At 43.8% G+C, this 22,641-nt stretch carries 22 protein-coding genes; all 22 read left to right on the plus strand.

The window, feature by feature from the left end; genetic code table 11:
• Positions 1–12: 12 nt before the first annotated feature.
• Positions 13–375: a response regulator gene (locus tag ACY8DX_RS07580; protein WP_049671417.1), complete on the plus strand. Its 363-nt coding sequence runs from the start codon at positions 13–15 to the stop codon at positions 373–375.
• Between the two features lie 20 nt (positions 376–395).
• The gene (locus ACY8DX_RS07585) at positions 396–1,082 is read left to right on the plus strand and encodes a flagellar biosynthetic protein FliO (protein WP_462406472.1); all 687 of its coding nucleotides are present in this window, start codon (positions 396–398) and stop codon (positions 1,080–1,082) included.
• On the plus strand, positions 1,075–1,740 hold the full coding sequence (fliP, locus tag ACY8DX_RS07590; RefSeq protein ID WP_462406473.1) for a flagellar type III secretion system pore protein FliP: 666 nt from the start codon (positions 1,075–1,077) through the stop codon (positions 1,738–1,740). The genes ACY8DX_RS07585 and fliP overlap by 8 nt, the downstream gene beginning before the upstream one ends.
• A 15-nt stretch (positions 1,741–1,755) precedes the next feature.
• On the plus strand, positions 1,756–2,025 hold the full coding sequence (gene fliQ, locus ACY8DX_RS07595; RefSeq protein ID WP_462406474.1) for a flagellar biosynthesis protein FliQ: 270 nt from the start codon (positions 1,756–1,758) through the stop codon (positions 2,023–2,025).
• Positions 2,026–2,028: 3 nt separating this feature from the next.
• A complete protein-coding gene (gene fliR / locus ACY8DX_RS07600; RefSeq protein ID WP_462406475.1) occupies positions 2,029–2,805 on the plus strand; it encodes a flagellar biosynthetic protein FliR in 777 nt (258 codons plus the stop codon).
• Position 2,806: 1 nt separating this feature from the next.
• Positions 2,807–3,892 (plus strand): flagellar biosynthesis protein FlhB, encoded by a 1,086-nt coding sequence (gene flhB, locus ACY8DX_RS07605; RefSeq protein ID WP_462406476.1) that lies wholly within the window; start codon positions 2,807–2,809, stop codon positions 3,890–3,892.
• 38 nt (positions 3,893–3,930) lie between these two features.
• Positions 3,931–5,964 (plus strand): flagellar biosynthesis protein FlhA, encoded by a 2,034-nt coding sequence (gene flhA, locus ACY8DX_RS07610; RefSeq protein ID WP_462406477.1) that lies wholly within the window; start codon positions 3,931–3,933, stop codon positions 5,962–5,964.
• Complete coding sequence (gene flhF, locus ACY8DX_RS07615) at positions 5,961–7,097, plus strand: flagellar biosynthesis GTPase FlhF (protein WP_462406478.1); 1,137 nt, start codon at positions 5,961–5,963, stop codon at positions 7,095–7,097. Before flhA ends, flhF begins: the two co-directional genes overlap by 4 nt.
• Entirely contained in the window at positions 7,081–7,941 is an 861-nt protein-coding gene (locus ACY8DX_RS07620) for a MinD/ParA family protein (protein WP_462406479.1), read from the plus strand. The genes flhF and ACY8DX_RS07620 overlap by 17 nt, the downstream gene beginning before the upstream one ends.
• Positions 7,942–7,986: 45 nt before the next feature.
• On the plus strand, positions 7,987–9,963 hold the full coding sequence (locus tag ACY8DX_RS07625) for a chemotaxis protein CheA (RefSeq protein WP_462406480.1): 1,977 nt from the start codon (positions 7,987–7,989) through the stop codon (positions 9,961–9,963).
• Between the two features lie 67 nt (positions 9,964–10,030).
• Positions 10,031–10,804, plus strand: a complete 774-nt coding sequence (locus tag ACY8DX_RS07630; RefSeq protein WP_462406481.1) for a FliA/WhiG family RNA polymerase sigma factor — start codon at positions 10,031–10,033, stop codon at positions 10,802–10,804.
• A gap of 14 nt (positions 10,805–10,818) precedes the next feature.
• Positions 10,819–12,162 (plus strand): FapA family protein, encoded by a 1,344-nt coding sequence (locus tag ACY8DX_RS07635; RefSeq protein ID WP_462406482.1) that lies wholly within the window; start codon positions 10,819–10,821, stop codon positions 12,160–12,162.
• A gap of 142 nt (positions 12,163–12,304) precedes the next feature.
• The gene (locus ACY8DX_RS07640) at positions 12,305–12,718 is read left to right on the plus strand and encodes a hypothetical protein (protein ID WP_462406483.1); all 414 of its coding nucleotides are present in this window, start codon (positions 12,305–12,307) and stop codon (positions 12,716–12,718) included.
• Positions 12,719–12,869: 151 nt separating this feature from the next.
• Positions 12,870–13,634, plus strand: a complete 765-nt coding sequence (rpsB, locus tag ACY8DX_RS07645; RefSeq protein WP_049671405.1) for a 30S ribosomal protein S2 — start codon at positions 12,870–12,872, stop codon at positions 13,632–13,634.
• 127 nt (positions 13,635–13,761) lie between these two features.
• Positions 13,762–14,646: a translation elongation factor Ts gene (gene tsf / locus ACY8DX_RS07650; protein ID WP_049671404.1), complete on the plus strand. Its 885-nt coding sequence runs from the start codon at positions 13,762–13,764 to the stop codon at positions 14,644–14,646.
• A 191-nt stretch (positions 14,647–14,837) separates the two neighbouring features.
• On the plus strand, positions 14,838–15,563 hold the full coding sequence (gene pyrH / locus ACY8DX_RS07655; protein WP_049671403.1) for a UMP kinase: 726 nt from the start codon (positions 14,838–14,840) through the stop codon (positions 15,561–15,563).
• Positions 15,563–16,120, plus strand: a complete 558-nt coding sequence (gene frr, locus ACY8DX_RS07660) for a ribosome recycling factor (protein ID WP_462406484.1) — start codon at positions 15,563–15,565, stop codon at positions 16,118–16,120. Before pyrH ends, frr begins: the two co-directional genes overlap by 1 nt.
• A 262-nt stretch (positions 16,121–16,382) precedes the next feature.
• The gene (locus ACY8DX_RS07665) at positions 16,383–17,156 is read left to right on the plus strand and encodes an undecaprenyl pyrophosphate synthase (RefSeq protein ID WP_049671401.1); all 774 of its coding nucleotides are present in this window, start codon (positions 16,383–16,385) and stop codon (positions 17,154–17,156) included.
• Between the two features lie 23 nt (positions 17,157–17,179).
• Positions 17,180–17,971 carry a phosphatidate cytidylyltransferase gene (locus ACY8DX_RS07670; protein WP_049671400.1) on the plus strand — a complete coding sequence of 264 codons (792 nt, stop codon included), beginning with the start codon at positions 17,180–17,182 and terminating at the stop codon, positions 17,969–17,971.
• 36 nt (positions 17,972–18,007) lie between these two features.
• Positions 18,008–19,150 (plus strand): 1-deoxy-D-xylulose-5-phosphate reductoisomerase, encoded by a 1,143-nt coding sequence (dxr, locus tag ACY8DX_RS07675; RefSeq protein WP_462406485.1) that lies wholly within the window; start codon positions 18,008–18,010, stop codon positions 19,148–19,150.
• Positions 19,151–19,166: 16 nt separating this feature from the next.
• Positions 19,167–20,426, plus strand: coding sequence for an RIP metalloprotease RseP (gene rseP / locus ACY8DX_RS07680; RefSeq protein WP_049671398.1), 1,260 nt, complete (start codon positions 19,167–19,169; stop codon positions 20,424–20,426).
• A 142-nt stretch (positions 20,427–20,568) separates the two neighbouring features.
• Positions 20,569–22,272 (plus strand): proline--tRNA ligase, encoded by a 1,704-nt coding sequence (locus ACY8DX_RS07685; RefSeq protein ID WP_439802932.1) that lies wholly within the window; start codon positions 20,569–20,571, stop codon positions 22,270–22,272.
• Positions 22,273–22,641: the final 369 nt, after the last annotated feature.

The following is a 22,641-nucleotide window of genomic DNA, read 5'->3' on the forward strand; positions in this document are numbered from 1 at the left end:
AGGGTGATTTTAATGGCACATAAAATATTGATTGTGGATGATGCAGCATTTATGCGGATGATGATTAAGGATATTCTCGTGAAGAACGGCTATGATGTGGCCGGTGAAGGTGCGGATGGTAAGCAAGCGGTTGAGCTGTATAAAGAAATTAAACCTGACTTGGTTACGATGGACATTACAATGCCGGAAAAGGATGGCATAACAGCCTTGAAGGAGATCCGTGCGATCAATCCCGATGCGAAAATTATTATGTGCTCCGCAATGGGACAGCAAGCTCTAGTTATTGATGCCATCCAAGCGGGGGCTAAGGACTTTATTGTGAAGCCGTTTGCTGCTGACCGTGTCCTTGAAGCCATCAGCAAGGTGCTCGATTAATCATAGAAAGGAAGATTCGAGTGCTGCAACTTATGAAAGACTGCCAAAAGGCAGCCGGCTTGATCATTCTGACGTTTTCGCTGCTTTTATGGGGGGCTCTCCCTATAGCAGCCGAAACGGATGCCGGCAGCAAGAGTGTAGATGAATATTATCATAACAAGGAATCAAACGGGACAAGCCAGGCGGATGACGATGGAGTTGGACAAGATATGACCAAACAAGAGGCTGCAAACGGAGAAAAGGTCGGTATCACGGCGGGAGATGTCATGAAAATGATTTTTGCCCTCCTTTTCGTTATAGGTCTTTTGTTCCTTCTATTGAAATTCGTGGGTAAGAAGAGCCGGGGATTCCACCGCGGGCAAATGATTCAAAATATGGGCGGAGCTCCTCTTGGAGGTAATCGTTCTCTTCAGGTCGTGCGCGTAGGGGGAAAAATCCTTGTGCTTGGAGTCGGTGAAAACGTCCAGCTGCTCGATTTGATTGATGATGAGAAAGAGTATAACAGAATGATAGACGAGTTTAATGAGAGCAGTGAACCAATCTCCGCAGGCTTTGCTCCAAAATGGCTTCAGGGCAGGAAGGGAATGCAAGGGACTGAGACACAGTCATTTGCGGGTCAGCTTTCTGCACAGCTTGAAGGCATGAAAGCAGAGCGGAAAGTGCTGTATGAGAATCTAAGGAAAACGGGGAGCGGGCAGGATGAATGATGTAATGAACATATTCAGCGCAAGCGATCCCGGTACGGTATCGACTTCTGTGAAGCTGCTTTTGCTCTTGACTGTCCTATCCCTTGCACCAAGTATCTTAATCTTGATGACATGTTTTACGCGTATTGTCGTTGTGCTGGGTTTTGTCAGAACAGCCTTATCAACACAGCAAATGCCGCCGACCCAAGTGTTGATCGGCCTATCCTTATTCATCACATTCTTCGTGATGGCTCCAGTCTTCTCTGAGGTTAATGAAGAGGCGCTTCAGCCTCTCTTTAAGGATGAGATTAAGCTGGATGAGGCATATTCACGCGCAGCTGAACCAATGAAGGAGTTTATGGCCAAGCATACGAGACAAGCTGACCTGCAATTATTCTTGGATTATACGAAAGCGAAAGCACCTGCTTCCATTGAGGATATCCCGCTTACAACGCTTGTTCCGGCATTTGCTATAAGTGAATTGAAGACAGCCTTTCAAATAGGCTTCATGATCTTTATTCCTTTTTTGGTCATCGACATGATTGTTGCAAGTGTGCTCATGTCCATGGGGATGATGATGCTGCCGCCAACAATGATTTCTCTGCCCTTTAAGATTTTATTATTCGTGATGGTGGATGGCTGGCATTTAGTGGTTAAGTCGTTATTACAGAGTTTATAGGCAGGTGAAGAATATATGACAGCAGAAACGGTCATCACACTGGCGGAAAGAGGTGTGTGGACAGTTCTCATAATAAGTGCGCCTTTATTGATATTGGCATTAGGGATTGGGTTGATTGTAAGCATTTTTCAAGCAACTACTCAAATTCAGGAACAGACTTTGGCGTTTATTCCAAAGATTGCGGCGGTTCTTCTTGGTATCGTGTTCTTCGGTCCATGGATGCTTGGAAGAATGATGTCTTTTACGCTTGATATCTTTACGAATTTAACGAAATTTGTGGGATAGAAAATGGCGGAAATCGTACCTAAATTCAGTGTATTTCTACTTATTTTTGTTCGGGTGGCAGCCTTTTTCGTAACAATGCCCATTTTCTCATACCGGACCATACCTGCTATGCATAGAATCGGCATCAGTGCCATTTTAGCATGGATCATGTATTATTCCGTCCAATCACCGGGCTATGAGATTGATATGCTTTATTTCTTGATGATCCTGAAGGAGTGCCTCGTAGGATTGGCAATCGGTTTCTTTGCTTACATGCTCCTTTCTGCCATACAGATGGCAGGAGGATTGATTGATTTTCAGATGGGCTATTCAATGGCAAGCGTCATTGACCCGCAGACCGGTGTGCAGACACCGCTGACTGGGCAGTATCTGTACACATTTGCCCTCTTGTTTCTGCTTTCGGTCAATGGCCATCATTTATTGCTTGACGGCATTTACTACAGCTATCAATTCATTCCTCTTACCAGCGGTTTTATGTCATTTGGAAGTGAGGGGCTGCTCACCTTTGTCGTTGAATCATTTTTGGCGACCTTTCTGATTGCCTTTCAAATGGCCATTCCGATTGTCGGAAGTCTCTTTTTGGTGGATGTCGCACTAGGTATCGTGGCAAGAACTGTTCCGCAGATGAACATTTTTGTGATTGGCTTTCCGGTGAAGATTCTTGTCGGTCTTATTCTGCTGATGGTGATGATGAGCGGACTGCTCTTTTTGGTCAAGGATCTGCTCGGTACGATTTTGGAAGGTCTGCGCACATTGATGCACTTGCTTGGAGGTACATAACATGGATTGGCTGAAACTTGATCTGCAATATTTCTCAGGAGAGAAAACAGAAAAGGCAACCCCAAAGAAACGGCAGGATTCAAGGAAGAAAGGGCAGGCTGCTAAGAGTCAGGATGTGAACACGGCGATTGTCTTGTTTGGAGTATTCCTTCTGCTTTCTATAACCGGGGGATTTTTACGAGACCGATTAATTGATCTATTTGTCTATCCGATTAAAGAGATCCAGACATCTGAGTTGACGATTGATGGGCTTACTATTCTATTTATCGGCGTGCTGGTCAAAATGATTAGTGTTATAGGACCAATTATGCTTGCGGCCCTTGCCGCTGGCATTCTTGCTAATTTCATTCAAGTGGGTCCTATGTTTTCGGCAGAGGCCATACACTTTAAGCTGGAGAAAATCAATCCAATTAAGGGCTTTAAGCGGATTTTTTCGATGAGAGCGATTGTTGAATTGCTGAAGTCCATACTTAAGGTTCTCATTATTGGTCTGGTTACCTTTTATTCAATCTGGCAAAGACTCGATGAGATTATGCTTCTATCCTATAAAAATATCGGAGAAAGTCTCGCAACGATTGCGGACATAACGGTAAAGACCGGATTGCTTGCTTCGGGAGCTTTATTATTTCTGGCGGCTCTGGATTATTTGTACCAGCGCTTTGATTATGAGAAGAGCATCAGGATGTCTAAGCAGGAAATCAAACAAGAGTACAAGACAATGGAAGGAGACCCCATCATAAAATCTCGAATCAAGCAAAAGCAAAAGGAAATGGCAATGTCGAGAATGATGCAGGAAATTCCAAAGGCGGATGTGGTCATTACCAACCCGACCCATTATGCCGTTGCGCTGAAATACGACGATGAGAAGATGGATGCCCCGTACGTTGTCGGAAAGGGACTGGATTTTGTTGCACAGAAAATCAAGCTCGTGGCTAAAGAAAATGATGTTCCCATGATGGAGAACCGGCCGCTTGCCAGGGCTCTATATAGTCAAGCGGAGGTCGGCCAGGCTATCCCTGAGGAATTCTTTAAAGGGGTCGCAGAGATTCTGGCCTATGTATATAAAATGAAAGGCAAAACGTCATGAACGTTAGTTTGTTTATGAAAGGTTAGGGGAGAGAGCATATGAGAGCAAGGGATTTAACGGTACTAATAGCCGTCATTATGGTAGTGGCTATGTTAATCATTCCGCTTCCGACATGGCTTTTAAGCTTTTTGATCATGGTCAATATATCTCTTGCCTTATTAGTATTATTGACATCCATGAATACGAAGGAACCATTGCAATTCTCGATATTTCCATCATTGCTGCTGTTGTTGACCTTATTCAGGCTTGGATTAAATATATCCACAACAAGGGCAATTCTCACACACGGAGATGCCGGGGGAGTTGTGGAAGTGTTCGGAAGCTTTGTTGTCGGCGGACAAGTTGTGGTCGGTCTTGTCGTCTTCCTCATCTTGATTATTATTCAGTTTATTGTCATTACAAAGGGCTCTGAGCGTGTGGCAGAAGTTGCTGCCCGTTTTACGCTTGATGCCATGCCAGGGAAACAGATGAGCATTGACGCTGATTTGAATGCCGGCATGATATCTGAACAGGAAGCGAGGATGCGTAGGGATAAAATATCCCGCGAAGCCGATTTCTTTGGTTCGATGGACGGCGCAAGCAAATTTGTGAAGGGGGATGCGATTGCGAGCATCATCATTGTCATGATTAACCTGATCTTTGGGATGGTCATTGGGGTTATGCAGATGGATATGAGCTTCGGCGAAGCAGCCGTTCATTTCTCCCTGCTTTCCGTTGGTGATGGTATCGTCAGTCAGGTCCCGGCGCTCCTGATTTCAACCGCAACCGGAATCATTGTCACCCGTGCGGCCTCGGATGGGAACCTGGCTTCTGATATTACAGGTCAATTATTCGCTTATCCGAAAATGTTATACATAGCAGCAGGGACTATTCTTCTTCTTGGAATTTTCACTCCTATTAATTTGTTTTTAACCCTCTTAATTGCAGGGCTGCTCGCGCTTGGTGCCTATAAGGCTAATGATGCACAGAAGATACAGGATGGAGCAGAAGTGTTTTTAGAAGAGGAAACGGATACGGATGAAATGAAAAGTCCAGAAAGTGTCATCAGCTTGCTGAGTATTGATCCAATTGAATTCGAATTTGGCTATGGGCTTATCCCGCTTGCGGATACGAACCAAGGGGGAGATCTTTTAGACCGTGTCGTGATGATCAGGAGGCAATTGGCCATTGAACTCGGTCTTGTGATCCCGGTCGTACGTATCCGTGACAATATTCAGCTGAAGCCGAATGAATACCGTCTGAAGATTAAGGGGGCGGAAATGGCACGGGGAGAGCTTCTTCTTGATCATTATATGGCCATGGCTCCTGGGATGGATGATGAATCGGTGGAAGGGATTGATACAGTGGAGCCTTCGTTTGGGCTTCCGGCAAAATGGATTACAGAAGAAACGAAGGAATACGCCGAAATGCTCGGCTATACGGTTGTTGATCCTCCTTCTGTCGTTTCCACACATATTACCGAGGTCATTAAGGCAAATGCTTATGATCTCATTGGTCGTCAGGAAACGAAACAATTAATCGAGCATTTAAGGGAAACAGCACCAATCCTAGTGGAGGAAGTCACTCCTTCCCCGCTGGCTGTTGGGGATATCCAAAAGGTATTGGCTAAGCTCTTGAAGGAAAAAGTATCCATTCGCAATTTGCCGATTATCTTTGAGACATTAGCTGATTTCGGAAGGGTAAGCAACGATCCGGATGTATTGACTGAGTATGTACGGCAAGCGCTTGCTAGACAAATAACGAGTCAATACGTCTCTGGGGAGAGCTTAAAGGTTATTACCTTATCAGGGAAAGCGGAGAAGGCGATTGCAGATAGTGTTCAGCAAACAGAGCATGGAAGCTATCTCTCTATTGATCCGGATTCCTCACAGAAAATCCTGCAATCGATAGGGACAAGGCTTGAAGAGAATGCGCTTCTCGATCAATTGCCGGTGCTATTGTGTTCTCCGGCTGTCCGGATGTATGTCCGCCAACTGATTGACCGATACTTCCCGCAGCTTCCGGTGCTTTCTTATAACGAGCTTGAAGCAAATATTGAGGTGCAAGCAATAGGGGTGGTGAATATGGAATGAAGGTCATGAAATTTACTGGCAGTAACATGCAGGAGGTCATGGAACAAATTCGTTCTAAAATAGGATCTGATGCCGTTATCTTGAATTCAAAAACGGTCGAAAGCTCTGGATATTTCGGCCTTTTCAAGAAAAAAAGCCTGGAGGTGCTAGCTGCCATCGATGAAAAGCCGCCAGCACCAGAAACCATTCCGTCTGGAGGATATACCGTAAAAAAGGAGGATTCGATTGAGTCAGAGCGGATTCTAAAGGAATTAAAACAGATGCAGGGACTGCTGCAGGAAAATATGTCCAGGAATCAGTCCCCTGACAAGTATGAATGGTATCCGAAAGAACTGAAAGTCATATACTCACGGCTTCAAGAACGGGGCCTTGGCAGCAGGCTGCTGGACGATCTGATGCCATTGCTTCTTAAGGAATGGAAGCGTTCATTAGCCAATGCTGAATGGGCGGAGGAAGACATTGAGCAGCTGGCCAAAAAAATCATGATAGAGAGGCTTCAAGTCTTCTCTGCTCCTCGCGGTGAATCGAACCGGAAATACATTGCGATAGTCGGTCCTACTGGTGTAGGTAAAACAACCACCATAGCGAAGATAGCGGCAGAATATATGTTGAATAAGCAAAGGAAAGTTGCCTTCATCACAACAGACACCTATCGAATTGCTGCCATTGAGCAATTACGGACATATGCACAAATATTGGGAATCCCTTTGGAGGTTGCCTATAATTTGGAGGATTTCGTTCAGGCATCTAAACGTTTTGCTCATTATGACCATGTATTTATAGATACAGCCGGCCGGAATTTCCGAGATTCTGTCTATGTTGAAGAACTGATGAAAATCATTGATTTTGACTTAAATCTGGAGACCTTTCTCGTTTTAGCGGCGACTGCTAAGGAAGAGGATATGAACAAGATTTACGAGCAATTTGATCTCATGAATATCAATGGCCTGATCTTTACGAAAACAGATGAAACAGAAAGCTTAGGCGGAATGATTAATTTCATTATGAATTACTCTGCTCCCGTTGCATACATAACGAATGGGCAGGATGTACCGGATGATATACAAGCAGCAACTCCGGAAAATATCATCAATATGGTTTTTGGAGGAAGAGAGCATGTCCGATCAAGCTGATATGCTGAGACGAAGATTAGAGGAGCATAATGGGAAACGAGGGAAGGTCATTGCCGTAACAAGCGGAAAAGGCGGCGTTGGAAAGTCCAATTTCTCCATCAATTTCGCTGTTGGGCTGGCGCAGGAACGGTACAGGGTGCTGGTCATTGACTTTGATATTGGGATGGGAAATATCCATCTTTTAATCGGAAAATCAAATCGATATACAATTGCCGACCACTTCGAAAGGGGTGTTCCTTTAACAGGTATTATCGAACAAGGTCCTGGTGGTGTCCATTATATTGGGGGCGGAACAGGCTTAACGCAATTATTGTCCCTTAGTGATCGGCTTTTTGAACGGTTCAGTGCTGAATTTGAACAAATTCTTGGGCGTTATGACTATATTTTGATGGATATGGGAGCGGGAGTGTCTGACCAGTCTCTTCAATTCATGATAGCGGCGAATGAAGTCTTCATTATCACGACACCGGAGCCGACAGCCATTACGGATGCTTATTCAATGATGAAATTTTTGACGAAGCAGGCAGCTGATATTCCTTTTTATCTGATTTGTAATCGTGCTCCCTCCTATAAGAATGGCGAGGAGGTATTGACCAGGCTCGCAGGTGCTGCCGGAAAATTCCTGAATAAGGATGTCTCAAGTCTGGGAGTTATTCCGGATGACAGCAGTGTCAGCAGAGCGGTATTGAGGCAAGTTCCGTTTTTGGAACTGGAACCAAAAGCACGGGCGAGCACGGCACTTAAACAATTACAACAATCCTATTTAGGAAATGAAAACAAAGGGACTGGTCAAGAGTTGTCCTTTATGAGCAAGGTGAGAGGATATCTCTTTATTAGACAGTAGAAATGGCAGATACGAGATTTTTCGTATGTGGAAGGGTGAGTATGAATGGATTTGGGCCAATATCTAGATATTTTTATTGAAGAGAGCAAGGAACACTTGCAAGTATGCAATCATCAGCTGCTTCTGCTGGAAAGGCAGCCAAATAATCATAGATTGGTAGATGAAATATTTCGTGCAGCCCATACATTAAAGGGGATGGCTGCTGCGATGGAATTTGAAGATATCACACAGTTAACCCACGAAATGGAGAATGTCCTTGATGAAATTCGGCACGGGCGACTTCCTGTCACACCTGTTTTACTCGATTCTATATTCCAAATGTTAGATGCTCTGGAAAAGAAGCTTTTATTGATAGAGAAGGGGAGTGACGGTACGGTCCAGTCACGTGCCGCTGTATTGGAGTCTCAAAACTCCAGCGGTGGCCGATCAGAGACAATCCATCATCAAGAAGCTGCACCAGCAAAAGAAGGGCGCAGCATAGCTCACTTTGAATATGCAAGCCATGAACGATTCGTTATGGAAGAGGCAGTAAAGCGGCAATTCAATGTTTACCATCTGGAAATCTCCTTAAGAGAGGATTGCCAAATGAAAGCAGCACGTGCTCTGTTGGTTTTTCGGCTGCTTGAATCCATGGGGGAGATTATTCGTGCAGTCCCTGCAGCAGCTGATTTGGAGCAGAAGCCTTTCGAAAGGATGTTTACGGCCACTATTACATCAAAGAAAGATATCGCACAGGTGCATGAAAAGATCATGGACATCGCTGAGGTCGAAAGGGTCAGAATCCGCCCAATCTCTTTAAATAAGCTTTTGGAGAGTTCTCCTGTTGCTAGGAAAGAACACTCTGAAAGGCTGAACATACTCGATAAACCAATCCAAAAATCGATACGCGTCAATATTGAGAGACTAGATGGACTAATGTCGGCATTCGAGGAATTAATCATTTACCGCAGCAGGCTAGAAAAGCTAGCTCAGGAGATTGATCATCCACGGTTGATAGAGGCTGTTTCTGGCATGGCGGGTACGACGGCAGAAATGCAGAGCATCCTGCTGAATATGCGAATGGTACCTGCCGAGGGCATTTTTAATCGTTTTCCAGCGATGGTTAGACGCTTATCGAAGGAATTAGATAAGGAGGTCAGGCTGGAAATAACAGGGGCTGCAACTGAAATTGATCGTTCTATTATTAATGAAGTTGGGGATTCTGTGCTGCATTTCTTAAGAAATGCCCTTGATCATGGGATTGAAAATCCCAAAACAAGAAAACAGTCAGGTAAACCATCTGAGGGAACTATTGCTATTCGCGCCTATAACAGCGGGAATGATGTCATGGTGGAAATCGAGGATGATGGTGCAGGCATTGATGAAGAGGTGATTGTAAGAAGAGCTGCTGAACTGGGGATTGTGTCTTCTATTCAGGCAGATAGGATGAGTGCGGAAGAAAAACTCCAGCTAATATTTGCTTCTGGATTCTCAACGGCCGAGCAAATATCGGATATTTCCGGACGTGGAGTGGGGCTTGATGCAGTAAAAACCATGATTGAATCCTTGGGCGGTGAAGTGATGGTCCAGTCGATGCGGGGCGTAGGATCTCGCTTTACGATTAAACTACCGCTAACCCTTTCCATGCTTCCAGCCCTGCTCGTGAAAACGAAGTCAGAGACATATGCCTTTCCGCTTATCTCGGTTATTGACTGTCTCATGATTGAAGGTGCCAATGACGAATCTGGAATCGGATCTAGCATGATTTATCAAGGGGAATCCATTCCAATCATCCATCTTGGGGAAGTATTTGGTCTGTGCAGCTCATCATTGAAGGATACACGAAAAGCTGCTGTCTTGGTTATTCAAAAGGGAAATAAGCTGGCGGCTATTGCGGTGGATGAATGTATTGGACAGCAGGAAATAGCTGTTAAACCTCTTGAATCTAAAGCTGATGCCCGTATTTCAGGGAAGGCGATTCTTGGTGGCAAGCCTGTATGGATGGTTGATGTGCAGGAGCTATTGTTTATGATTCATTCTTAAAAGGATAGAAGGCTTCATGAATGAGACGTATGTGAAAAAATAGATAAAAAGTTGCAGGGGGGAACGCATGGTGCCTCAAGTAAATGTTTGTGAGGAACAGCAGTGTTGGCATGCTTGGCTTGATGGCCGTGATGAGCAGGCTGGAGATATATTGGCGAAGAAGTATTTGCCTTTAGTGAATTATCATGTTCAGCGGATTTCTGTGAATCTGCCTAAAAGCGTTAACAGAGATGATATTCGCAGCCTTGGATTGATGGGGCTTTTTGATGCGCTGGAAAAATTCGATCTATCCCGCGACCTGAAGTTTGAAACATATGCTTCCTTTCGGATACGCGGTGCCATCATTGACGGGCTTAGAAAAGAGGATTGGCTTCCAAGAAGCACAAGGGAGAAGGCCAAGCTAATAGAAGCAACCATTGAACAGCTTGAACAGAAGAAAATGAGGAATATCTCCATGGCAGAGCTGGCAGAGGAATTGGGTATGGCAGAGGAGGAGGTCAATTCTGTTGTAAATGAAAATTTCTTTGCGAATGTTCTCTCCATGGATGACCAGCCAAAGGAGCACCAGGAAGGGGAAGTACAAACCTTTATTGTAAAGGATGAGCAAGCCGTATCTCCTGAGGAAGCGCTTATGAAAAAAGAAACAATCGCTGAAATGGGAAGGCAAATCCAGACATTAGGGGAGAAGGAACAATTGGTGCTTGACCTGTTCTATCATAAGGAGCTGACATTGACTGAAATTGGACAAATTCTCAATCTTTCTACTTCAAGGATATCGCAGATTCATTCACGTGCATTGTTCAAGCTGCGCAATGTATTGCAGAAATCAGTCTATCTATAGGTGGAGGATGCAGGGTGGATATTCCATTTACGTTAACGGTATCAAGAGATCGAATGAAGGCATGGGTACATATCGAACAAGATGTCATAATCAGGGAGTCGCCTGAAGAAGTGGAAAAATGGCTGAATGACCAAGGAATCACAGCAGGAATCATGAAAGATGAGCTAGTACGCCTATGCCATGGAGACATCAGCTTGAAGCCTTTTCTCGTTGCACGCGGAAAACAACCAATCAACGGGAAGGACGGAAGGGTTATTTTTCATGTATCTCCCCAGCTTGAGAGAAGAGAAGAAGGAGCTGATTTCCGAGATGTCATTCATATCCCGTCTGTCCAAACAGGGGACCGTATCGCGACGATAAAAGACCCAGAAAAGGGTGTGTGCGGGACAGATATATACGGAAACCGCCTCCTTCCTAGGAGAGGCAAGCCGGCTGCCATAACGCTTGGTCTAAATGTCATTCAGCACGGAAATGAAATCATGGCCGTTTCAGATGGTGAGGTAAGCTTTAATTGGAATGTGATTCAAGTCAATCCTGTTTATGTGGTAGACGGTGATTTAGATTTATCAGTCGGAAACATTGAATTTATCGGAAATGTAACGATTAAAGGCAATGTTCCGCCGGGCTATAAAATACGCGTTGGAGGAGATTTGAAGGTTTTCGGTCTCATTGAAGGCTCGGATATACAGGCGGATGGCTCCATTTATGTTCAAGGGGGCATATCGGGTGAACAGGATTGTCAAATTCGAGCAGGAGCTACGCTTAAATCCCTCTATATTAATCGAGCAAATGTGCTCGCTTTTGGTGATATTGAGGTCAAACATTATATCCTGCACAGCCAAGTGACCTCCTATGGCTTGATACGGTGCAGGAGGGGCCAGTTAATTGGAGGAGCTATTCAAGCTGTTAAAGGAGTGGAAATCCGAGATGCGGGCAACATCCATTATGCACACACACTGATTCATATCGGACAAACAGAGGCGATTGAACGGCATAAATCAGAATTAGACATGCGGGCAAAGCAGTTGTTTGAAACGATTTCGAAGCTGACGATGATTGCAGCGAAATTTGAAGTGATGAGACAGGAAACGGGAACAGTTGGAGTCAGGGAGACAATCCTTCTTAAGAAGCAGCAAAGAACAAGGGAAGTGCTTGAGCAGGAGCTGTCTGGCATAAGGGAGGAACGGCTGCGGCTGGAATACGGTGTGAACGAAATGGATGCTGAAATTATCGTTCATGGTATTTGTTACCCAAATGTACATATTCAGATTGGCAAGTATACGAAGCCATTGAATCAAATCTTTAAATCTGTCAGATTTACGGAAAGCGGAAGGGAGATCTCTGTTCATCCTTTATAACGTCAGAGGTTTCACCTTTAGGCGATTCAGACGAATGATAGAGCTGCCAATCATCAAATAAGGGGCGGAGCGGAGGAGGAAAACACCTCATCCGTTTATCCGTTGATTAAGGGAAAAAAGACTATTCGGGGTGAGAGGGTAGATGGTATTAGTACTAATCGTGAGCATGATGGTAAATCTGGCTGCTATCCTGGCAATTATTATCTTATATCTCCGGCAAAACCGGCTGTTCCAGATGGAAGAAAACATGCATGCCAACACAGAGAATATAGAGAATCTGCTTACAGCTTTCTTAGTTGAGATGAAGGAGGATAATGGCAGGCTGAAGGCCGCTCTTGTGGAGAAAGCAGATGTAGGACAGATAAGCAAAGAAGAGGGTGCGGCAGATTTGTCAGCTGAGGAAAAGGAGAGAGAGCTGCCTGAGAATTCAAGAGAGAACTTTCTCCTCCTTCAGGCACTGAGGCTAAAGGGCCAAGGCAATACCGTGGAGCAAATTGCGAAGGTAATGGGCAGAGGCAAAACGGAAATCGAACTTTTGATCAAAATGAATGAATAAGGCTTGATTGTAAGATGACAGTATGCTATATTATTTCATGGTGTTATTACACACGCTTATTGATTTGGACTGATGGTGCTGCCATTTGAGGCAGTTTCAGCCTGAAAATGATTTAAGCGGAGGAAAAAACAAAACCATAGGAGGAAGAAACATGTCTGTTATTTCAATGAAACAACTGCTTGAAGCAGGTGTACACTTCGGGCACCAAACTCGTCGTTGGAACCCAAAAATGAAAAAATATATCTTCACGGAGCGTAATGGTATCTACATCATTGACCTTCAAAAAACGGTTAAAAAAGTAGAAGAAGCTTACAACTTCGTAAGAGACCTAGCAGCAGATGGCGGCACAATGCTATTTGTTGGTACTAAAAAGCAAGCTCAAGATTCCGTTAAGGAAGAAGCAGCTCGCGCTGGTATGTACTACGTTAACCAACGCTGGTTGGGCGGTACATTAACTAACTTCGTAACAATCCAAAAACGTATTGCACGTTTGAAAGAAATCGAAAAAATGGAAGAAAACGGCACTTTCGAAGTACTTCCTAAAAAAGAAGTTATTCAATTGAAGAAAGAACAAGAACGTCTTGAAAAATTCCTTGGCGGTATCAAGGATATGAAACAAATCCCTGATGCATTGTTCATCATCGACCCACGCAAAGAGCGTATCGCTGTTGCAGAAGCACACAAATTGAACATCCCTATCGTTGGTATCGTTGATACAAACTGTGATCCGGATGAAATCGATTATGTAATCCCTGCGAACGATGATGCAATCCGCGCTGTTAAATTGCTTACTGGAAAAATGGCTGACGCTATTCTTGAAGGTAAACAAGGTGAAGAAACAGCTCCAGTTGCAGAAGCAGCTGAAGTTGAAGCTCCTGCAGAAGCTGAAGAAGCTACTACAGTAGAAAATGCTTAATTGATTTTTTAAAGGTGATAAGAGGATGGTGCCTTTTATCACCTTTTTTTGAAATAAAGAAGCAGTGTATACGTCAACTTATACTGCTACATACTGATTTTATGGACAATTAAAGGAGGAAGACCAAATGGCTATTACAGCTCAACTGGTTAAAGAATTACGCGAAAAAACTGGTGCAGGTATGATGGACTGCAAAAAAGCTCTTCAAGAAACAAACGGAGATATGGATAAAGCAATCGACTACCTTCGTGAGAAAGGTATCGCAAAAGCTGCTAAAAAAGGCGATCGTATCGCTGCTGAAGGCTTAACTTCTATCGTTGTAGACGGCGAACAAGCTGTTATCCTTGAAGTAAACGCTGAAACTGACTTCGTTGCTAAAAACGATGCGTTCCAAACTCTTGTAAAAGAATTGGCTGCTCACCTATTAGCAAGCAAACCAGCATCTGTTGAAGAAGCTCTTACACAAACAATGGAAAATGGTGCGACTGTTCAAGATCACATCAATGCTGCAATCGCTAAAATCGGAGAGCGTATCACACTTCGCCGCTTCGAAATCAAAACAAAACCTGAAAACGGCGCATTCGGTGCTTACATTCACCAAGGCGGACGTATCAGCGTATTGACAATCATCGAAGGTTCTGCTGATGAAGCTGTAGCGAAAGATGTATCTATGCACATCGCTGCTCTAAACCCTAAATACGTTTCTCGCGACCAAGTAACTGCTGAAGAAGTAGAACATGAGCGTCAAGTATTGACTCAACAAGCGTTAAACGAAGGCAAACCTGAAAAAATCGTTGCGAAGATGGTTGAAGGACGCCTTGGCAAATACTTCGAAGAAATCTGCGTATTGGATCAAACATTCGTTAAAAACCCTGATCAAAAAGTTGGTCAATATGTACAAGCTAACGGTGCTACAATCGTAGAATTCGTTCGTTACGAAGTTGGGGAAGGTATCGAGAAGAAACAAGATAACTTCGCTGAAGAAGTAATGAGCCAAGTTAAAAAAGACTAATTAATCTAAAGCAGATACAGCAAGAAGATGAAATAGGGAACACATTGTGTTCCCTATTTTTCAAGAATTCTTCTTTAAGCAGATGGAAAGTATTCTTTCCAAGAAGATTTTTTGCACAAGAATTGAGATGTATGGGAAAATAATTATGGACGATATAATTGGTTCCTACTTTAACATTGGTGGAGGTTTATATGAGCAGCGTAAAGTATAAAAGAGTTGTATTAAAGTTAAGTGGAGAGGCTCTCGCAGGGCAGCAGGGCTTCGGGATTGACCCGGTTATCATCTCTTCCATTGCGAAACAGGTAAAGGAAGTAGCTGAATTGGGCGTAGAAGTAGCCGTTGTCGTTGGCGGGGGCAATATTTGGAGAGGGAAGACGGGAAGCGAGCTGGGCATGGACCGTGCAACTGCGGATTACATGGGTATGCTTGCGACTGTCATGAATTCCCTTGCTCTACAAGACAGCCTAGAACAGCAGGGCATTGGAACACGTGTGCAAACATCCATTGAAATGCGTCAGGTTGCAGAGCCTTATATTAGACGCAGAGCCATTCGTCATCTAGAAAAGAGCCGTGTTGTTATTTTTGCAGCAGGTACAGGCAACCCTTATTTCTCCACTGATACAACAGCAGCTTTACGAGCTGCTGAAATCGAAGCAGATGTTATCCTTATGGGCAAAAACAATGTTGACGGCGTATACAGCGCTGATCCGGTAAAAGACAGCAATGCTGTGAAGTTTGACCAATTATCATATCTTGATTTAATCAAGGATGGTTTGGCGGTCATGGATTCAACTGCGTCATCACTTTGCATGGATAACGATATTCCACTAATCGTCTTCTCAATTATGGAAGAAGGAAATATTAAGCGCGCCGTACTTGGCGAAACTATCGGGACTGTTGTTAGGGGGAATAAATAATGGCAAAGCAAGTTATTTCTAATACAAAGGAAAAAATGGACAAATGCATTCAAGCATTTTCACGTGAGCTGGCTTCTATTCGTGCCGGTCGTGCCAGCGCATCATTGCTGGACCGATTAACGGTTGATTATTATGGTGCTCCAACACCGATTAACCAAATGGCTTCTATTAGCGTACCAGAAGCTCGTATGCTTGTGATTCAGCCTTATGATAAATCCATCCTTGGTGATATCGAGAAAGCCATTCTTAAATCTGATTTAGGGCTGAACCCTGTCAATGACGGGTCCATCATTCGCTTGAGTGTACCAGCTTTAACTGAAGAACGCCGCCGCGATCTTGTTAAACAAGTGAAGAAAGAAGCGGAAGAAGCAAAGGTTGCTATCCGTAATGTTCGCCGTGATGGAAATGACGATTTGAAGAAGCTCGAGAAAAATGGCGATATCACAGAAGATGCTCACCGCGGCTATTCTGAAGATGTTCAAAAAATGACAGATGAGCATATTGCAAAAATCGATCAAATGGCTAAAGATAAAGAAAAGGAAATTATGGAAGTCTGATTGATCTAAATCAGTGAGAGCCCCTTTTTTTAGAAAAGGGGCTTTTTCATATCAAATTGTCCTTGCAGGACAAAATTTATCATATACAGAGTAGATTTGGGGCTTTAGCCTATAATGTAGATAGACCTGTATGTAAGTAGCGGTTATACAATCTTTTTATATGCACAATGTTCATGATATATAATTATGGTATGATTGTAATGGTTTATGAAATACATACACATAAACAGGTTCGCACGGTGAACCTGGTGGAGGAAAAAACATGTTTCGATGGAAGAAAGAAAAAAAGAAAGAAGACCAGCTGACCATAAATGAACGAATGGAACGCGTTAAGCAAGGAGAGGTACCGGAGCATATTGCCATCATTATGGACGGGAATGGAAGATGGGCTAAAAAACGTGCATTACCACGAATTGCCGGCCACCATGAAGGAATGAAGACGGTTAGAAGGACAACCAAGCTAGCTAATGAGCTGGGTGTAAAAGTATTGACCGTATATGCTTTTTCCACAGAGAACTGGAAACGACCAAAGGATGAAGTCGATTATTTACTTCGGCTGCCTGAAGAGTTTCTCGGGACCTTTCTGCCAGAGCTGATTGAGGAGAATGTAAGGGTCCAAATAATGGGCGACCAAAAACGGCTGCCTTTGCATACGGTTAAGGCGGTTTCGACAGCGCTTGAAAAGACGAAGGATAATGATGGGCTTGTGCTGAATTTTGCCCTGAACTACGGAAGCCGTGCTGAAATACTTGAAGGAATTAAGCAGGCTGCCAAGGATATAGAAGATGGGAAGCTTACAGCTGAAGATCTATCTGAGGACCGTTTTTCAAGCTACTTAATGACGAGCGGCATGAAGGATCCTGATCTTTTAATCCGTACAAGCGGAGAGATTCGGTTGAGCAATTTCATGCTCTGGCAGCTCGCTTATACAGAATTTTATTTCACGGACGTACTATGGCCGGATTTTGATGCTGATCATTTCATTGATGCTTTGGAGGTATTTCAAGGACGTTCAAGAAGGTTTGGCGGAGTCTAATGTTGAAGGTGAGGATATAAGACATGAAACAAAGAATTATTACGGCAGTCATTGCAATGGCCTTGTTTTTGCCAATCTTAATCTATGGAAATCTGCCTTTTCTGTTCTTAATTTACGCGATGGCTACCATTGCGCTTTATGAACTGATTAAGATGAAAAAGCTCCCGTTGATGACGATATCTACCCTGTTGTCATTCCTGATGCTATGGGTATTGCTCATTCCGGATGAGTTTGATTCGTTCTTTTCGATGATTCAATATGACAAAATGGATTTATTCATTATTGGCGCATTCTTGCTGCTAATTGTCACGGTTATCTCCAAAAATGCTTTCACATATGATGATGCGGCATTTTTGCTGCTGTCAGTACTATACATAGGAATTTCCTTTTATTATTTCTACCATACGAGAGCAGGAGAAGCAGGACTTGCGACAATCTTATTTGTACTCGTCACAATCTGGGTAACGGATTCAGGTGCTTATTTCGTCGGCCGTTCACTTGGAAAAAGGAAGCTTTGGCCTGAGATTAGCCCGAACAAAACGGTTGAAGGGTTCTTTGGCGGAATTACATGTGCGATAATTGCATCGATTTTGTTCTATTTCTTCAATGTATTGGATTACAATATAGGTAAGATGATTATTGTCGCGCTCTTGATTGCCGTTTTCGGCCAATTAGGCGACCTTGTGCAATCTGCTTATAAAAGACATTATGGTGTGAAGGATGCCGGCAATATATTGCCGGGTCATGGCGGAATATTGGACAGGTTTGACAGCTTGCTGTTTGTCCTGCCAATCCTGCACTTCTTCATCTTTTAACGATATTATAGGAGACATGCTGGGAGAGGATTAGTTTTGAAGAACATCAATTTGCTAGGCGCAACAGGTTCGATTGGCATGCAGACAATCGATATCATTCGAAATCACCCTGAAGAATTTAAACTAACGGCTGTATCAGGAGGGCGGAATATTGATGGAATTCGGGCAATTGTAAGAGAGTTCAAACCTGAATTGGTTTCCGTTCTCAACAAAGAGGATGCTGACCGTTTAAAGAGTGAGTTTCAGAATGTGATCATCATGCATGGAGATGAAGGGCTGATTGAGACAGCTGTGTACCATAAAGGCGATGTGGTCGTAAATGCTGTCATGGGCAGCATTGGATTAATTCCTACGATGAAAGCAATGGAAGCCGGGAAGACGATTGCCCTTGCAAACAAGGAAACTCTCGTCACAGCCGGCCATATCGTTATGGCGGCATCAGAAAAGTATGGGACACCCATTCTTCCAGTAGATAGTGAGCACTCGGCTATTTTCCAAGCGCTGCAAGGGGAGAAAAGCAAAAATATCGAACGATTGATTATCACTGCCTCTGGCGGAAGCTTCCGGGATAAGACACGCGAGGAGCTGACGAATGTAACCGTTCGGGACGCACTTAACCATCCGAACTGGTCAATGGGCGCAAAGATTACCATTGATTCAGCTACCATGATGAATAAAGGGCTTGAGGTTATTGAAGCCCATTGGCTATTTAATCTGCCATATGAGCAAATTGATGTGCTGCTTCATCAGGAAAGCATCATTCATTCCATGGTAGAATTCCATGATTCAAGTGTTATTGCTCAACTGGGAACACCTGATATGAGAGTGCCGATTCAATATGCACTCACCTATCCGGACCGACTGCCGCTTGTTTCGGCAAAAAGGCTTAATCTGGCTGATGCAGCAGCCTTGCATTTCAAAAAGATGGACTTTGACCGCTTTCCTTGTTTACAATACGCTTATGAAGCTGGCAAAGCAGGCGGTACGATGCCAACGGTTTTAAATGCTGCAAATGAAGCAGCAGTTGGCCTATTCTTAGGAGGAAAGATTCCTTTCTTGACGATTGAAAGTCTGATTGAGCAAGCGATGAAGCGACATAAGCTAATAGAAAACCCAGGACTTGAAACCATTCAAGAGGTCGATCAAGACACTAGAACGTATATCGAGTCACTATATTAAAAGGATGGTCGATTAAGTGCAAACAATAATAGCGTTTATCCTCATATTTGGCGGATTGGTGTTTTTCCATGAATTGGGCCATTTAATCTTTGCCAAGAGGGCAGGAATTCTTTGCCGTGAATTTGCCATTGGTTTTGGTCCGAAAATATTTACGATTACAAAGAATGAAACCGTCTATACCATTCGTCTCCTTCCTCTCGGGGGTTATGTCCGGATGGCAGGAGAGGATGCTGAAGCGATTGAATTGAAGCCTGGACATCGCATAGGTATTTTATGCAATGAAAAGGATGAAGTCGATAAGATCATTGTCACTAATAAGGATAAGTATCCTGAAGCGAGAATGATTGAAGTAGAAGAGGCGGACCTTGATCATCAATTGATTATTCGCGGTTATGAAGAAGGGGAGGAAGACTCCCTTAAGACCTTTAAGGTTCATCCGAAGGCCATTATCGTAGAGGATGGACTGGAGCTGCAAATAGCCCCTTATGACAGGCAGTTCTCTTCTAAGACAGTCGGACAGCGGGCATTGGCCATATTTGCGGGTCCGATGATGAATTTTGTGTTAGCTGCTGTCATTTTCATGATTATCGGGATGATTCAAGGCGTTGTCGTCAATGATCCTGTTTTAGGTAAATTGACAGAGGATGGTCCAGCCATCACCTCAGGATTGAAAGAAGGAGATGTCGTCAAGTCCATTAATGGAGATGAAATGGGATCTTGGGAAGAAATCCAAAAAACAATCCAGAAAAACGCCAATAATGAATTAGATTTCATTGTTGAACGTGATGGGGCAACAGAGGAATTGACCGTCACTCCTAAATTAGTGGAGGATGCAGCCGGTAAACGCGGCATTATCGGGGTATATGCCCCAACCGAAAAATCATTTGTGAAAGCGGTGGGCCACGGGTTTACGGAAACGTATTTGTGGACGAAACAGATCTTCATTATACTTGGAGACTTAGTAACAGGCGGTTTTGATATTGATCAATTATCCGGCCCTGTTGGTATTTATGTATCAACCGAGGAAGTGGCTAAATCAGGTACGATTTATTTATTGAAATGGGCAGGCGTATTGAGCATTAACCTAGGGATTATGAACCTGCTCCCGCTTCCGGCTCTTGATGGAGGGCGATTGCTGTTCATTGCCATCGAAGCTGTTCGAGGAAAGCCAATCGATAAGCAGAAGGAAGGAATTGTCCATTTTATTGGATTTGCCCTCTTGATGCTCTTGATGATTGTGGTAACATGGAATGATATACAGCGCTTCTTCTTTTAAAAGAGAAATGTGACGGAGGAACAGCAGGCAGGCTGGATTCCTTCAGAGCTTCTTAATAAACAAATCTTGATAGGGGCTGCGTAAAAGCCCCTATCATCTATGTATGAAGCCCAATTGTGATTGATAGAAAGGTGAAATGATAATGAGACAAAGTATGACGATTATCCCTACTTTGAGAGAGGTGCCGTCTGATGCTGAAGTAAAAAGCCATCAGCTTTTACTTCGTGCTGGATTTATGCGTCAAACAGCCAGCGGAATTTATAGCTACCTTCCGCTTGGATTAAAGGTAATTCAAAATGTAGAAAAAATCATCCGTGAAGAGATGGAGCGAGCAGGAGCGGTAGAATTATTAATGCCGACCTTGCAGCAGGCTGAGCTGTGGCAGGAATCCGGCAGATGGAATTCCTACGGACCGGAGCTTATGCGCATGCATGACCGCCATAATCGTGAGTTTGCTCTTGGGCCGACACATGAGGAGGTCATTACAAGCCTTCTTCGCGATGAGGTTAAATCCTACAAGAAATTACCATTGACACTTTATCAGATTCAAACGAAATTCCGCGATGAAAAACGTCCTCGTTTCGGATTGCTTCGCGGCAGAGAATTCATTATGAAGGACGCTTATTCCTTCCACTCAAGCCAGGAAAGCCTAGATGAGGTTTATGACCGCTTATTTACGGCATACTCCAATATCTTCAGTCGCTGCGGTTTGAATTTCCGTGCTGTCATTGCCGATTCTGGAGCAATGGGCGGTAAAGATACGCATGAGTTCATGGTTCTCTCAGAAATCGGTGAGGATACAATCGCGTATTCAGATACATCGACTTTCGCTGCCAACATCGAAATGGCGCCTGTTGTCAATACAGCCGTTAAAGCTGGGGAAGCAGCAAAGGAATTAGAAAAAATCGAAACGCCAGATCAAAAAACGATTGAAGAAGTGTCCAGCTTCTTAAATGTACCGGCTGAGAAATGCATCAAAACATTGCTCTGGAAGGTTGATGACCAATTTGTTGTTGTATTGGTCAGAGGCGATCATGAATTGAATGATATTAAGCTCAAAAATATGTTCAATGCGGCAATCGTTGAACCGGCAACACCGGAAGAAACGAAAGAAATCCTTGGAGTCAGCTTCGGATCACTCGGGCCTGTCCACATGAAGACAAGCGATGTGAAGGTCGTGGCAGATGCAGCTGTTGAAATGATGGAAAATGCCGTATCCGGCGCCAATGAAGATGGATTCCATTATGTGAACGTCAATCCGGACCGTGATTTCCCATCCGTACAATATGAAGACTTGCGCTTCATTCAAGAGGGCGACCCTTCTCCAGATGGACAAGGAACCATTCAATTCGCAAAAGGGATTGAGGTTGGACATGTCTTCAAGCTTGGCACCCGTTACAGTGAATCCATGAACGGGATGATTCTTGATGAAAATGGACGTCAAAAGCCAATGATCATGGGCTGCTATGGAATTGGTGTATCCCGTACCGTTTCTGCCATTGCAGAACAATTCAATGATGATAAAGGCTTAATTTGGCCGGTAAATATTGCTCCATATCAAGTTCACCTGATTCCGGTGAATATGAAGGATGAAGCACAAAAGCAATTAGGTGAAGACTTATATGAACAGCTCTCTAGAGCGGGTTATGATGTGCTCATTGATGACCGCCCAGAGAGAGCGGGTGTTAAATTCGCTGATTCTGACCTAATTGGATTGCCGGTTCGTGTGACAGTCGGCAAGAAGGCATCTGAAGGCATTGTCGAAGTGAAGCTTAGAAAAAATGGCGAAAGCTTTGAGATTCCTGCAGGTGAATTACTTGAGCGTCTTAAGACCTTAATCGGCTGATAAAAAGCGATAATGATGGCTCTCCCTGGCAGGTCAGGGAGAGCCTATTCTTTCTTTTCAGGCTGTTGCCGATAATGGCGATAAAGTGAAACTTCCATCAGCGGGCATCTTCAAGCCCGCAGGTGGTTAGTAGAACCAATCGGGCACTTACGGACAGTTGAAGCCCGCCCTATATGCTTCTTGATTTCCTTATGGTTAATAGGAGGAGGGATTACTGTCCGTTAGTGCGGGATAAAGTGAAACTTCCATCAGCGGGAGTTCTTCAAGCCCGTTTAGTGCGGGATAAATCGAACTGTATGGAAGATTGAATCTTTAAAGGACAGGCATTATCGAAAACAGACTTATGTTATAATGACTAGACGAGTATGA

The organism is Gracilibacillus sp. Marseille-QA3620 (assembly GCF_054950035.1).